The 14,499-nt window shown below is 70.9% G+C and carries 11 protein-coding genes; 8 read left to right on the top strand and 3 right to left on the bottom strand.

The window, feature by feature from the left end:
* Positions 1 to 143: 143 nt before the first annotated feature.
* Positions 144 to 419 carry a ferredoxin gene (locus ABD332_RS13425; protein ID WP_344502167.1) on the top strand — a complete coding sequence of 92 codons (276 nt, stop codon included), beginning with the start codon at positions 144 to 146 and terminating at the stop codon, positions 417 to 419.
* Positions 420 to 423: 4 nt separating this feature from the next.
* Here the strand turns inward: ABD332_RS13425 and ABD332_RS13420 are convergent, their stop codons facing one another.
* The 3 genes from ABD332_RS13420 to ABD332_RS13410 are packed head-to-tail and all read right to left on the bottom strand — an operon-like array spanning position 424 to position 3,105.
* Positions 424 to 993: a hypothetical protein gene (locus ABD332_RS13420; protein WP_033362888.1), complete on the bottom strand. Its 570-nt coding sequence runs from the start codon at positions 991 to 993 to the stop codon at positions 424 to 426.
* Positions 971 to 1,906, bottom strand: coding sequence for a tRNA (adenine-N1)-methyltransferase (locus ABD332_RS13415; RefSeq protein WP_344502166.1), 936 nt, complete (start codon positions 1,904 to 1,906; stop codon positions 971 to 973). The genes ABD332_RS13420 and ABD332_RS13415 overlap by 23 nt, the downstream gene beginning before the upstream one ends.
* Positions 1,903 to 3,105, bottom strand: a complete 1,203-nt coding sequence (locus tag ABD332_RS13410; RefSeq protein WP_425552190.1) for a site-2 protease family protein — start codon at positions 3,103 to 3,105, stop codon at positions 1,903 to 1,905. The genes ABD332_RS13415 and ABD332_RS13410 overlap by 4 nt, the downstream gene beginning before the upstream one ends.
* 79 nt (positions 3,106 to 3,184) lie before the next feature.
* Between ABD332_RS13410 and ABD332_RS13405 the strand changes: the two genes are divergently transcribed.
* From ABD332_RS13405 to ABD332_RS13375, 7 genes are all read left to right on the top strand, one after another.
* The gene (locus ABD332_RS13405) at positions 3,185 to 4,039 is read left to right on the top strand and encodes a RecB family exonuclease (protein ID WP_344502165.1); all 855 of its coding nucleotides are present in this window, start codon (positions 3,185 to 3,187) and stop codon (positions 4,037 to 4,039) included.
* 1,493 nt (positions 4,040 to 5,532) lie between these two features.
* Positions 5,533 to 6,741, top strand: a complete 1,209-nt coding sequence (locus ABD332_RS13400) for a sensor histidine kinase (protein WP_344502164.1) — start codon at positions 5,533 to 5,535, stop codon at positions 6,739 to 6,741.
* Positions 6,742 to 6,821: 80 nt separating this feature from the next.
* Positions 6,822 to 7,427, top strand: a complete 606-nt coding sequence (locus ABD332_RS13395; protein WP_425552192.1) for a response regulator — start codon at positions 6,822 to 6,824, stop codon at positions 7,425 to 7,427.
* Between the two features lie 104 nt (positions 7,428 to 7,531).
* On the top strand, positions 7,532 to 8,329 hold the full coding sequence (locus ABD332_RS13390) for an ABC transporter ATP-binding protein (RefSeq protein ID WP_344502162.1): 798 nt from the start codon (positions 7,532 to 7,534) through the stop codon (positions 8,327 to 8,329).
* 3 nt (positions 8,330 to 8,332) lie between these two features.
* Positions 8,333 to 10,882 carry an ABC transporter permease gene (locus ABD332_RS13385; protein ID WP_344502161.1) on the top strand — a complete coding sequence of 850 codons (2,550 nt, stop codon included), beginning with the start codon at positions 8,333 to 8,335 and terminating at the stop codon, positions 10,880 to 10,882.
* Between the two features lie 224 nt (positions 10,883 to 11,106).
* Complete coding sequence (locus ABD332_RS13380; RefSeq protein WP_344502160.1) at positions 11,107 to 11,862, top strand: ABC transporter ATP-binding protein; 756 nt, start codon at positions 11,107 to 11,109, stop codon at positions 11,860 to 11,862.
* A 2-nt stretch (positions 11,863 to 11,864) separates the two neighbouring features.
* Positions 11,865 to 14,429, top strand: coding sequence for an ABC transporter permease (locus ABD332_RS13375; RefSeq protein WP_344502159.1), 2,565 nt, complete (start codon positions 11,865 to 11,867; stop codon positions 14,427 to 14,429).
* Positions 14,430 to 14,499: the final 70 nt, after the last annotated feature.

Raw genomic sequence — 14,499 nt, 5'->3', positions numbered from 1 at the left:
CCACCTCCCCGGGGGCTTTGAACGTTGTGCTCTAACACTAACTGCTGTTCGCCGGTCTGGGCCCCTTCGAACCCGTGCGCCACAGGGCTTTTACAAATCGTGCGGCCTGGAGGCGCTTTCCACCAGCCCTGTAATGTTGCAGCGTGAGCGCTCTTGAGGTGTGGGTTGACCAGGACCTGTGCACCGGTGACGGCCTGTGTGTGCAGTACGCGCCTGAGGTATTCGAGTTCGACGTCGATGGTCTGGCCTATGTGAAGGGGACCGACGGCGAGCTTCAGCTGGCCCCCGGCACCCGCGTCGACGTGCCCGAACACCTCCGGCTCGAGGTCATCGACGCGGCCAAGGAGTGCCCCGGCGACTGCATCCACGTGCACCGGGCGGCCGACGACGTGCCCGTCGCCGGACCCAACGCCGACTGATTCCTCACAGCATCGGCTTGCCCACGAGAGAAGAGACCAGCCGGGCAAACTCCTCCAAACGGGCGATCTGTCCGGCGCCGCCGTCGTCGAGAGTTTTACCGAAGCGCAACGCGTCGTGGCGAATGACCGAGCCGGCCTCCTCGGCGGCGACGTTCGCCTCGTCGAGCGAGGTCAGCAGCAGGTAGACATCGACGCTGTCTACTCTCGCGTGCCCGTTGGGGTTGCGGCTGAGCCGGCGGCGGCAGCCGACCTCGGTCACCGCCGACAGCGCCACGACCCGCAGCGACGACGTCATCGAGCCCGGCGGCGCCTCCTCGGGCGGGATGTCCTCGCCGTGCCACAGGATGAGCCGGGTGCCGTCGCAGACGACGACCTCCTGCCAGACCCCGTTGACGTCGTTGACGAACCGCTCGAGCGTGAAACCGAGCACACTCTGCCCGCGCAGGACGCCGGCCATCGCGTCGAGCGCGATGTCCGGGTCCCGCAGGTATGCCCTGGCCGCCGACTCGAGGTCCGGATAGGGCGACCAGTCCGGAAATACGGCAGGTAGGTCACTGAAGCTCGGACGGCTCATCCTTTGCCTCCTCCTCCCGTGCGACCGCGGCGGCTGCCAACCGCCGCGCCGCATACGCTTCGGCGCCCTTGCTCGGCTTGCGGCGCCGCGGCGGCGCCGTCACCCCCGGCGCCAGCTTCCGGGCACTGACGAGGAACGCGGTGTGCGCGATCATCCTGTGATCGGGCCGCACCGCGAGACCCTCGACGTGCCAGTCACGCACCAGGCTCTCCCAAGCCCGGGGCTCCGTGTAGCCGCCGTCCTCGCGCAGCGCCTCCACCAGCTCGGACAGCTGCGGCGTGGTCGCCACATAGCCGATGAACACCCCGCCGGGGATCAGCGCCCGTGACACGAGCGGCAGGATCTCCCACGGGGTCAACATGTCTAGGATTATCCGATCAAAACCGACATCTTCGCAGCCCGCTACGTCACCTACCCGCAAGGTCCACCCCGCCTGGGGCCCGCCGAGGAAGGCCTCGACGTTGCGCCTGGCGATCGCTGCGAAGTCTTCGCGCATCTCGTACGACGTGACGCTGCCGCTCGGTCCGACCGCCCGCAGCAGTGAGCAGGTGAGGGCGCCGGAGCCGGCCCCGGCCTCCAGGACCCGGGCACCGGGGAAGATGTCGCCCATGGCGACGATCTGCGCGGCGTCCTTCGGGTAGATGACCTGGGCGCCGCGGGGCATGGACAGCACGTAGTCCGACAGCAGCGGCCGCAGCGCGAGATACGCCGTGCCGCCGGCGCTCGTCACGACGCTGCCGTCGGGCGCGCCGATCAGGTCGTCGTGCGGGAGGGCGCCGCGGTGGGTGTGGAACTCCTTGCCCGGTTCGAGCACGATCGTGTGCATCCGCCCCTTGGGGTCGGTCAACTGGACCCGGTCACCCGGCTGGAAGGGTCCCCGGCGGGTGGTGGGGAGGTCGAGGGACACAGTCACGTGCGATTCCTTCTGCTGGTGGGCCTGCTGGTGGATCTGCGTGTTTCGAGCAACGAGAGCAGCTCGGCGCCGCGCAGGACGCCGTGCACATCCTCACCCGAGACCACCAGGTAGTCGCCGCCCGGGTCGTCCCGGATGGCGTGCAGCAGGTCGGTGCCCCGCAGATCCCCTGCCAGGACGTGGTGCTCGTCGATCCGGCGGGTGACGTCGCCGATCGGCACCCACGGCCGGCGCTCCGCCGGGACCGCCCGTGCCGAGGCGCCGTGCACGAACCCGAGCATCGCCCCGGCCCCGTCCACGACGGCGAGTGGCTGGCCGCCGCTCTGCTGGGCGATCCGCTCCGCCTCCGCCAGCGGCGTGGCCGCGGCGACGGGGATCACCGGCCTGGCCAGCTCCCGCGCGTTGAACGGCGGCAGGCTCGACGCGACCCGCCCGTGCCGGATCGCCTGACCGGCGCCGACCCACATCGTGATGCTGACCAGCAGCGTGAAGAGCAGGCCGAAGATCCTGTCGAGGACGCCCTGGGAGTACAGCACGACCACGGTGGCGGCGGTGGCGACCGCGACCAGCCGCCCCGACCAGCCGGCGACCCGCCGGCCGAGATTCGGGTCACCGCTGATCTTCCAGACGAGGGCCTGCAGCGCCCGCCCACCGTCCAGCGGCAGGCCGGGCAGCGCGTTGAACACGGCCACCACGATGTTGCTCAGTGCCAGCTGGAACGCGAACGTCTCGGCCAGGCTGTGCGCCGGCAGCACCAGCGCGACGCCGCCCGCCAGCAGTCCCAGCAGCAGCGACACGGCCGGCCCGGCGAGCGACACGAACAGCTCCACGCCCGGCCGCGGCGCCTCCCGCTCCATCTCCGTGTAGCCGCCGAGCATCTCCAGCGTGATACCGCTCACACCGATCCCGCTGTGCCGGCTCGTCACCGCGTGGCCGAGCTCGTGCAGCAACACCGACAGCAGCAGGCACACCACGAACCCGAAGCCCAGCACGAACCCGGTCGTCATCGGCAGCGTCCGCTGCGCCGACAGGAACTGGCTATACGTCAGCGTGATCAGCGCGGCGAGCAGCAACCAGGACGGGGCGAGGAAGATCGGGACGCCGAACAGCCGCCCCAGCGGGATCCCGGAGCCGCGCTCCGGCGGCCGGGTCCGGGCAGCCGACGACGCCGGCGCGGGTGCCGAGCGGTAGTCGTCCATTGCCCATGATGCTACGTGTAGTCCGCGCCGAGGGGTCGGTCCGCGAAAACTGTCGTACCCGTGGCCTAACCTTCCACGCATGACGGAGACCATCACCACCCTGCCTACGTTGTCGCCGTCGCGCGCCGCGGACTTCAAGACGTGTCCGCTGCTGTACCGGTTCCGCAGCATCGACAGGCTTCCCGAGCGCCCGACGCCCGACCAGATGCGAGGCACGCTCGTGCACGCCGTGCTGGAGGCGCTGTTCGAGGAGCCGAGCGGCAGCCGCACTCCCGAGCGGGCCGCCGCCCTCGTCGCGCCGCAGTGGCAGCGCCTCGTGGAGACCGAGGAGGGCCTCGCCGACCTGTTCGCGGACACGGAGGCGTTCCTGGAGTCCAGCCGCGAGCTGCTCGGTGGCTACTTCGCCGTGGAGGACCCCAACCGGCTGGAGCCCGCGGAGCGGGAGGCGTTCGTCCAGGCCGAGGTCGACGGCAAGCTCGTCATCCGCGGCTACATCGACCGCCTCGACGTCTCCCCCGCCGGCGACCTCCGCGTCGTGGACTACAAGACCGGCGGCGCGCCCCGCGAGGCCTTCGAGGCGCGCGCCATGTTCCAGCTGAAGTTCTACGCGCTGGTCCTGTGGCGGACCCGCGGCGTGGTGCCCCGCGTGTTACGCCTCATGTACCTGAAGGACCGCGAGGTCTGCGACTTCTCCCCCGACGCCGACGAGCTGGCCAGGTTCGAGCGGACGCTGCTGGCCCTGTGGCAGGCGATCGAGCGGGCGACGGCCGAGCGCGATTTCAGGGCCCAGCCGAGCCGGCTGTGCGGCTGGTGCGCCCACCAGGCGCTGTGCCCGGCGTTCGGCGGGACGCCGCCGCCGTTCCCCGAGCCGGCGACGGCTGCCGCGCTGCCCTTGTCGACGGAGGAGGAGCCCGCCGCGGGCCGCGACGAGTGACCCTTGCCGCCACTCCCGGTTCGGCCCGGCGCGGTGTGTCGGTCGACCCGTTCGGGGCCGGCACGGCGCGGACGGCACGCCTCCGGATCGAACCCGGACGCGGTGCGGGGCGACAAGGTCGACGCGCACCGCTCAGGGCCCACGCCGTCAGGCCGGCGCGGCGAGTCCAGCGCCGTCCCGTGAGGGGTGCCACCCGGCACGGTGACTTGGTGCGTCGGCACAGCCCCCAAGTCCTCCCGCGGGCACGGCGCAGCACGACCCGGGCACCACGCGGTGCCGGGGCGGCGCCGGGTGCAGGCGGGCACGGGCGTGACATGGAGCGGGACGGGCGGTGTGTCGCTCGACTCGCCCGGAATCGGCACGGGCCGGATCGAGACCGGACGCGGTGCGGGGTGGCAGGGGCCGAGCGCCTCGCGATGCGCTGAAGGCTCACTCCGTCAGGCCGGTGCGGCGATCCCCGTGCCGCCCGGCGACGGGTGCCACCCGGCACGATGACCTAGCTCGTCCCGTGAGCCTGGCCGAAGTGCGGCACGCGCATTGCACGGGTGTGGCCACAGCGCGGACGCGGCACAGACACGGCCCGGGTCGACTGTGGGCCGGATGCGGGGGCCTACGCGGGTGCGGACGCGGCACTGCGCGGGTGCGGACACTGAGCAGGTGTGGGCACTGAGCGGGTGTGGGCACGGCACAGGCACGGGCACCGCGCGACGCTGGTGCGGCAGGGCGAGTTCGGACCGTCGCGATCGTGGGTCGGGCGCAGCCGGTGAATGCGGTGGGCAAACCGCAGCCCGGGCGTGGATCAGATGTGGGCGGTCCGGCCGGGCGCGGCGCAGGTGCGACCCGGCACCGCACGGCGCGGGCAGGGGCATGGCACGGGAGTGAGCATCGCACGCGTCTCGGCCAGCAGTCCGCCGCGGTCAGCCGGCCGGCTTCGGTCGTCTCGGCGAGCAGCCCGGCGACGCGTCCGAGTGGCCGGGGTCCGTATCCCAGCCCGGCCGCCCGGTCCGTGCTCGACGAGCCGCTGACCGTGCCACCGCGGCAGGCCGGGGCGGGCCCCGCTCCGGCGCCCAACCCGGGCCCGGCACCGGACCCGACGGCCGTCGACACGCGGATCAGCCTCGAGTTGCCCGAGCCGCCGTGTGCCAGCCGGTTGCCATGCCGCTGCGAGCCCCGCCTGATTGATCGAAGGACAGGCCCGGCCGCCAGCACGACCAGAACCGGCCTTCGATCTCCAATCACGAACCTCGCATCCGTCAGCGCTCGAGTTGCTGCAGGGGGGGGTCGGGTGCCAGTGCCGTGCCGCTGCGGGGCGCGGGCTGATTGATCGAAGGACGGTTCTGGCCGCCGGGACGACCGGATCCGGCCTTGGATCACGCGGGCGCGGACGTCGCGTCGCAGTAGGTGGGGGGACGGGCGTCTCATCCTCAAGCAGGAGGCGCGGGTCGGACGCGGCGACGAATCCAACCAGGGTTGGAGCCGATAGCGTACGAAGAGTGCTGAAGCGCGTGTTGAGCCGCCGAGCGGACCCGTTGGTGCAGGACATCGTGCTCGCGGTCGTGCTCGCTGTGGTCAGCGGGAGTTCGACGGCGCTCGCGGAGCAGGTGCTCGATGCCGGCAACCTGGCCCTGCAGGTGACGTTCGACACGGTCGGGTTGCTGGCGGTGGCGGTGCGGCGGCGGTGGCTGTGGGGGGCGGTGTGGTTCACGGCGGCGCACACCGTGGTGCCGTTCCTCGGGGTGCTGCCGGTGATGTACGGCGGGTTCGCCGTGATCGTCCTCACGTACACGGCGGCGGCGTATCTGCCGTTGCGGCGGGCGATCGCGGCCGGGCTGCTGATCTGGGCGCCGGGGATGGTGCTGGCGACGGTGCTGGGGCGCACCAATGACGAGCCGCTCGGGCTGACGCCCCAGGTCTTCCTGCTGTTCAACGCGATGAGCGCGGCGGTGTGCTTCACGGTCGGGCGGATGATGGCGACGCGGCGGGCGTATGTGGCGGCGCTGGAGGATCGGGCGAGGACGGCGGAGACGAGCCAGCGGGCGCTGACGGAGCAGGCGGTGGCCGACGAGCGGCGGCGGATCGCGCGGGAGCTGCACGACGTCGTGGCGCACCACGTGAGCGTGATGGGGGTCCTCGCGACCGGGTCGCGGCGGATGCTGCAGCGGGATCCGGGCGCCGCGGACGAAGCGCTCGCGACGATCGAGGAGACCGGCCGGACCGCGTTACGGGAGATGCGGCGGCTGCTGACGGTGCTGCGCACGGAGGCGGAGCCGGCCGGTGAGCTGGCGCCGCAGCCGGGGCTCGCCGGCGTGGAGGGGCTGGTGGAGCAGATCCGGGAGGCCGGTCTGCAGGCGGTGCTGCGGGTGGAGGGCGTGCCGGGACAGCTGGACCCGGGCATCGCGCTGACGATCTACCGGATCGTGCAGGAGGCGCTGACGAACGCGTTGAAGCACGCCGGCGCGGCGACGGTCGAGGTGAGGATGGTGTTCAGCCGCTCGGACGTGGTCGTGGAGGTGTGCGACACCGGACGCGGGCCGCAGCTGGGCACCGCCGCGATCGGGCACGGACTGCTGGGCATGCGGGAGCGGGTCATGTTGTACGGGGGGACGCTGCGCACCGGGCCGCGGCCCGGCGGGGGTTACCGTGTGCACGCGAGGATCCCCATCGAACAGCATGCGGACAGCGTGGAACGGCTGCCCGCATAGGAAAGGCGCAGAGCTTGAACGAGAGGCCTATCCGGCTCCTGCTCGTGGACGACCAGCCGCTGCTGCGCACCGGGTTCAGGATGGTGCTCGGCGGCGAGGCGGACCTCGACATCGTCGCGGAGGCGGGTGACGGCGTCGAGGCGATCGAGCTGGCCCGGCGGCTGCTGCCCGACGTGGTGCTGATGGACATCCGGATGCCCCGCATGGACGGCGTGGCGGCGACCCGGGCGATCGTCGAGGCGAAGCTGCCCGTGCGTGTGTTGATCCTGACCACGTTCGACCTCGACGAGTACGTGGTGGGCGCGCTGCGGGCCGGCGCGAGCGGGTTCCTGGCGAAGGACGTGCCCGCCGACGACCTGGTCACCGCGATCCGGACGGTGGCGGCCGGTGAGGCGGTCGTCGCGCCGCGGATCCTGAAGCGGCTGCTGGACAAGTTCGCCGACGCGCTGCCCGACCCGGACGCGGAGCCGCCGCGGGACCTGCGGGTGCTGACGGACCGGGAGCGGGAGGTCCTGGTGCAGCTGGCGCGGGGGCTGTCGAACTCGGAGATCGCGCGGGCGCTGTCGGTGAGCGAGACGACGGTGAAGACGCACGTCGGGCACGTGCTGACGAAACTCGGCCTCAGGGACCGCGTCCAGGCCGTCGTCCTCGCGTACGAGACGGGTCTGGTCCGACCGGGATCATAGGTCTCCTTCCCAAGGAGTACCCCCGACCGGCACCCCGGGAGGACGGCACACCCACGATCACCCCGTAGCGTGAGTGCATTCACGAAACCAGAGGGGGATCGAGCGTGACCACGACAGTCACGACCGGGCAGGCGGTCGCCGCCCGCGCGGTGGATGTGTGGAAGGTGTACGGCAGCGGCGAGGCCCAGGTCATCGCGCTGCACGGGGTGAGCGTCGAGTTGGAGCGCGGGCAGTTCACCGCGATCATGGGCCCGTCCGGGTCCGGCAAGTCGACGTTGATGCACACGCTCGCCGGGCTCGACTCGGTGACGCGCGGTGAGATCTTCGTCGGTGACACCCGGCTCACGGGGATGTCCGACGGGGACCTGACCAACCTGCGCAGGACCAAGGTCGGGTTCATCTTCCAGCAGTTCAACCTGCTGCCGACGCTGACGGCGGAGGAGAACATCCTGCTGCCGCTGTCGATCGCGGGTCGCAAGGCCGACCCGAAGTGGTATGACACGGTGATCGAGACGGTGGGGCTGCGGGACCGGCTGAAGCACCGGCCGAGCCAGCTGTCCGGCGGCCAGCAGCAGCGTGTCGCTTGCGCGCGGGCGCTGGTGGCGCGGCCGGAGGTCATCTTCGCCGACGAGCCGACGGGCAACCTCGACTCGCGGTCGGGGGCGGAGGTGCTGTCGTTCCTGCGCAACTCGGTGCGCGAGTTCGGGCAGACGATCGTCATGGTGACGCACGACCCGAATGCGGCCTCCTACGCCGACCGGGTCATCTTCCTGGCCGACGGCCGGGTCGTCGACGAGCTGCTGTCCCCGAGCGCCGACGCGGTGCTGGACAAGCTCAAGGGCCTGGACGCCCACCTGGAAAACAGGGTCGAGAGCGCCACCGACGCGCCGCAGGCGGGCTGAGCCGTGCTGCGCGCGACGCTCAAGAGCCTGCTGGCGCGCAAGCTCCGGCTGATCCTGTCGACCCTCGCCGTGGTGCTGTCGGTCATGTTCGTGTCGGGGTCGCTGGTGCTCACCGACACGTTGGGCCGCACGTTCGACAACGTGTTCTCCAACATCTACAGCTACACCGATGTGCAGGTGTCGGCGAAGTCGCAGACGGCCGACGAGGCGTCCGGCAACAGCCAGGCGATCCTGCCGATCCCGGCCGACGAGGTGGCGCGGGTCGAGAAGGTCGACGGGGTGCGCTCGGCGACCGGCCAGGTGTTCGTCACCGGCGCCCGCGTCGTCGGCAAGAACGGCAAGGTGGTCATCAGCCAGTCCGGGCAGTTCGGCGGCAGCTGGACCGGCGAGGACGAGCTGACGAAGCTGATCGCCGGGAAGGCGCCGGCGGCCGCGGACGAGATCGTCATCAACAACGGGCTGGCGAAGCTGGGGAAGTTCGCCGTCGGCGACTCCGTCGACATCATCGCCCGCGCCGAGGCCCGCAAGACCTACAAGATCACCGGCATCATGCAGTACGCGGGCGGCCGCGACTCGATGGCCGGCGAGACGACGGTGCTGTTCACCGAGGCGACCGCGCAGAAGGTGATGCTCGGCGAGCCGGGCGTGTTCAACGTCATCGACGTCAAGGGCAACTCGGGCGTCACCGACAACCAGCTGCGCGACAACATCAAGGCGGCGCTCGGCCCCACGTTCACCGTGCAGACCGGTGAGGAGCTGTCGAAGGCGTCCAGCGAGGCGATCCGGGGGCTGCTGAAGTACTTCAACTACTTCTTCCTCGGGTTCGGCACGATCGCGCTGCTCGTCGGCGTGTTCCTGATCCTCAACACGTTCTCGATCATCGTGTCGCAGCGGACGCGGGAGCTGGCGCTGCTGCGGGCGATGGGCGCGAGCCGCTGGCAGATCATCCGGTCGGTGCTGCTGGAGGCGCTGCTCATCGGCGTCGTCGGGTCGCTGTTCGGGTTCCTGGTCGGCATGGGGCTCGGCGCGGTCGGGGCGAGCGCGTTCACGGCCCTGGCCAACATGGAGTCCGCGGGCCTAGGGCTGCCGGTGGCCGCGATCGTGACGTCGTTCACGATCGGCATCCTGGTCACGATGATCTCGGCGGTGCTGCCTGCGATCAAGGCGGCCCGGGTCGCGCCGATCGCGGCGATGCGGGACGCGGCGACGACGGACAAGCCGCTGACCGGCATCACCATCGCCGGTGCCGTCGTCACCGCGGTCGGTGTCGGCTCGCTGTCGTGGGGCCTGGCCGGCGCCGGCGACGCGACGCTGCTGCTGGTGTTCGGCGGGGTGCTGCTGACGCTGATCGGCGTGGCGCTGCTCGCGCCGATGGTCAGCCGGCCGCTGGTCGCCGGGCTCGGCGCGGTGTTCTCCTTCTCGGTGCCGGGCAGGCTTGGGCGGCGTAACTCGTCGCGCAACCCGCGGCGCACCGCGATCACGGCCGGCGCGGTCATGATCGGCATCGCGATCATCACGATGATCTCGACGATCTTCTCGTCGCTGTCGACGGCGATCGGCGAGTCGGTGGAGAAGGACCTGCAGGCCGACCTCGTCGTCTACGGGCAGCAGACGTCCGACGTGCCGCCGGTCATCCAGCCCGACGAGCTCACGCAGATCAAGGCGCTGCCGCAGGCGCAGACGGTCGCCGCCGTGACCTACGACGGCGTGCAGGTCAACGGCAAGCAGGACTTCGTGTTCGCCTACGACGACTCGTCGGCCGCGATCACCGTCCTGAAGCTGCGGCCGGTCGCGGGCCGGATCGACCGCCTCGCCAGCGGCGAGTTCACCACCGACGAGAAGACCGCGAAGGACCGCAAGTACACGGTCGGCACCACCATCACGGTGACGTTCGCGAAGGGGCAGACGAAGACGCTGACGATGGTCGGGATCAGCAACTCGACCAGCAACGGCAACGGCGTCGTCATCTCCAACGCCGACGCGCAGACCGGGTTCGCGTTCCCGCAGCCGATCCAGGCCATGGTCAAGGTCAAGGACGGGGTCACGATCGCCGACGCGAAGGCCGCGGTCGAAGGGGTGCTGAAGAACAACCCCGAGGTCAGCGTCCAGACGAAGGACGAGCTCGTCGGCTCCAGCCGGCAGCAGTTCGACGTGGCGCTGGTCATCGTGCAGGTGCTGCTGTTCATCGCGCTGGGCATCTCGGTGCTCGGGGTCATCAACACGCTGCTGCTGTCGGTGATCGAGCGGACCAGGGAGCTGGGGATGCTGCGGGCGATCGGCCTGCGGCGCCGGCAGACGTGGTCGATGGTGACGATCGAGTCCGTGGTGATCACGCTGTTCGGCACGGTGCTCGGGCTCGTCGTCGGGGTCGGGCTCGGCGCGGCGACGGTCACCGCCCTCAAGTCGGTGATCGGCTTCGGCGCGGTCACGCTGCCCTGGGGGTACATGATCGCCTACATCATCGGGGCGCTCGTCGTCGGCGCGGTCGCCGGCCTGATCCCCGCGATCCGGGCGGTGCGCCTCAACGTGCTCAACGCCATCGCGTATGAATAGGCACCAGCGCTGACAAAAGCCGGTCGGGGGTCTCCCCCGACCGGCTTTTCCGCTTTTCCGGAGCCCTTTCTGTGAAGGCTGAGAAAGGCGGGCTAGGGGTTGACCCTGATTTCCGCTCCGGGCCAAACCCCCGCCCAAAACCGGTGGTCGGGTCGCCCTGCGGGCGGACGAGACGAGCCGGAACCGCCCCGAGGATGAAGGCACACCATTCACCAGGGGGAATCATGACTGCATCGGTTGCGACGCGCACCGAGGTGGCCGCGAAGGCGGTCGACGTCTGGAAGGTCTACGGCACGGGCGAGGCGCAGGTCAACGCGCTCGGCGGCGTTTCCGTGGAGCTCGAGAAGGGCCGGTTCACCGCGATCATGGGCCCGTCGGGCTCGGGCAAGTCGACGCTCATGCACTGCCTGGCCGGGCTGGACGCCGTGTCGCGCGGCGAGGTCTACATCGGCGACTCGAAGATCACCGGCCTGTCGGACCGGGGCCTGACGAACCTGCGCCGCACGAAGGTCGGGTTCATCTTCCAGCAGTTCAACCTGCTGCCGACGCTGACCGCCGAGGAGAACATCCTGCTGCCGCTGTCGATCTCGGGCAGGAAGCCGGACGCCGCCTGGTACAACACCGTGATCGAGACCGTCGGCCTGCGGGACCGGCTCAAGCACCGGCCGAGCCAGCTGTCCGGCGGCCAGCAGCAGCGGGTCGCGTGCGCGCGGGCGCTCGTGTCCCGGCCGGAGGTCATCTTCGCCGACGAGCCGACCGGCAACCTCGACTCGCGGTCCGGCGCCGAGGTCCTCGCGTTCCTGCGCAACTCGGTCCGCGACTTCGGCCAGACCATCGTCATGGTCACCCACGACCCGAACGCCGCCTCCTACGCCGACCGGGTCGTGTTCCTCGCCGACGGGCACATCGTCGACGAGCTGTACGCGCCGACCGCCGACGCCGTCCTCGACCGTCTCAAGCGTCTCGACAAGGCGGCCTGACGATGCTGCGCGCCACACTGAAGAGCCTGCTCTCCCGCAAGCTGCGGCTGGTCCTGTCCGGGCTGGCCGTCGTGCTGGGGGTGATGTTCGTGTCCGGGGCGTTCGTGCTCACCGACACGATGGGACGCTCGTTCGACAGCCTGTTCGCGTCGGTGTTCGAGGACACCGACGTCCAGGTGACCCAGAAGCCGAAGGTCGACGGCCAGGACATGGGGCCGTCGCAGGCGTCGAACATCCCGGCGGCGACGCTGGACAAGGTGAAGAACGTGCCCGGCGTCGCGAAGGTCGTCGGCGAGGCCAATTCCGACGGCGCCCGCGTCATCGGCAAGAACGGCAAGGTCGTCACCACGTTCGGCCCGCCGCGCCTCGGCGAGAACTGGGTCGGCACGTCCGACCTGATGCAGCTGCGGGAGGGCCGCGGCCCGCAGGCCGACGACGAGATCGTGGTCAACGCGACCACGGCGAAGGCCGCCGGCATCAAGGTCGGCGACGACGTCGGCGTACTGACGCTGCAGCCCGGCAAGAAGGTGTTCAAGCTCGTCGGCATCGTCGGCTACAGCGGCGACCGTGACTCCCTCGGCGGCTCGCTCGAGGTCTTCTTCACCACGCCGGTCGCGCAGGAGCTGATGCTCGGCGAGAAGGACGTGTACAGCTCGCTGAAGGTCACCGCGGCGCCCGGCGTCAGCCACGACCAGCTGCGCGCCGACGTCGCCGCCGCGCTCGGCGGCGAGAGCGGCCAGGCCGGCGGGTTCCAGGTCAAGACCGGCAAGCAGCTGCAGGACGAGACGACGAAGGACTTCCGGGAGGGGCTGTCGTTCTTCAACAACGTCCTGATCGGCTTCGCGGGTGTCGCCCTGTTCGTCGGCACGTTCCTCATCCTCAACACGTTCTCGATCATCGTCGCGCAGCGGACGCGTGAGCTGGCGCTGATGCGGGCCCTCGGCGGCAGCCGCGGCCAGACGCTCGGCTCGGTGATCATCGAGGCGGTCGCGATCGGGCTCATCGCCTCGGTCCTGGGCCTCGCCGCCGGCGTCGGCGTCGGTGTCCTGCTCGCCTGGGTGTTCGGCAACGTCAGCGGCGTCGCCCTCGCCAGCGTCGGCGTGCCCGCCGCCGCCGTGATCAGCGCGTTCGTCGTCGGTCTGCTGGTGACGGTCGTCGCCGCGGTCCTGCCGGCGCTGCGCGCCTCCCGCATCCCGCCGATCGCGGCGCTGCAGGAGGTCGCGACCCCGGACCGCCCGCTGACCAAGCTCACCGTCAGCGGCGCCCTCATCGGCGCGGCCGGCGGCACCATGCTCGGCCTCGGCCTCGCCGGTCAGGGCGACAACACGCTGTGGCTCATCCTCGGCGGCGTCCTGATCAGCTTCATCGGCGTCGCGCTGCTCACGCCGCTGCTGGCCCGGCCGGTGGTCGCGCTGCTCGGCCGGCTGTTCTCCTGGTCGGTGCCGGGCAAGCTGGGCCGGCTCAACTCGGGCCGCAACCCGCGGCGCACCGCGATCACCGCGGCCGCGCTCATGGTCGGCCTCGCCCTGATCACCGGCGTCAACGTCATCCTCGCCTCGGCGAAGCAGAGCCTGTCGTCGCAGGCCGCGACCCAGGTCACCGTCGACCTGATCATCTCCGGCGACGGCGACGACAACGGGCCGGCGAAGTTCGACCCGGCCGTGATGGACGCCGCGGCGAAGCTGCCCGGCGTGGCCAGCACCGCCAGCGAGTACTGGGACTTCGGGCAGCTGGAGGGCGGCGGCGGCACCGGCATCTCCGCGACATCCGACATGGCCGCCTACGCCGGCATGTTCAAGATGACCCCGACCGAGGGCACGCTCAACTGGACTGGCCCGAACCAGGCCGTCGTGGACACCGAGAACGCGCAGAAGCGCGGCCTGAAGCTCGGCTCGACGATGACGATCCAGTTCAGCCGCGGCGCGCCGCACACGGTCACCGTCGTCGGCCTGTACAAGCGCAGCGACGTCATGGGCGGCACCATCGTCTCCGGTGACGTGGTGAAGGACTTCCGCAGTCCCCAGCCGTCCTGGGGCTACATCAGGGTCACCGAGGGCACCGCGGTCGCCGACATCCAGCGGCAGGTCGACCAGCTGCTCGTCGACAACCCGGAGGTGTCGGTCGCGAACCGGGCCGAGTTCGTCGACGCGCAGTCCGCGCAGTTCGACCAGCTGCTCACCATGATCCAGATCCTGCTGGCGCTGGCGATCCTCATCGCGGTCCTCGGCATCGTCAACACCCTCGCCCTGTCGGTGCTGGAGCGGACCCGCGAGCTCGGGCTGCTCCGCGCCATCGGGATGCGCAGGGCGCAGACGATGCGGATGGTCACCGTCGAGGCGGTCGTCATCTCCACGTTCGGCGCGCTGCTCGGCCTCGCGGTCGGCACCGGCCTCGGCGCGGCCGTGGTCCGGGCGCTGAAGGACGACGGCTTCTCGAAGATGGCCTTCCCGTGGACGCAGATGGCGACGTACCTGCTGCTCGCCGCCCTGGTCGGGGTCCTCGCGGCGATCCTGCCGTCGATCCGGGCCTCGCGGGTCAACGTCCTGCAGGCGATTGCGCACGACTGACCACGTCGCACGGACCAAGGGGCGCCTGCTCGGGGAGGCGCCCCTTCTCCGTTTCCGGTTTCCGCGTCGG

The sequence above is a fragment of the Dactylosporangium maewongense genome, from assembly GCF_039531485.1.
Lineage (GTDB): Bacteria > Actinomycetota > Actinomycetes > Mycobacteriales > Micromonosporaceae > Dactylosporangium > Dactylosporangium maewongense.
Note: the sequence above shows the minus strand (reverse complement) of the source record. Positions and strands in the feature narration are given on the sequence as shown.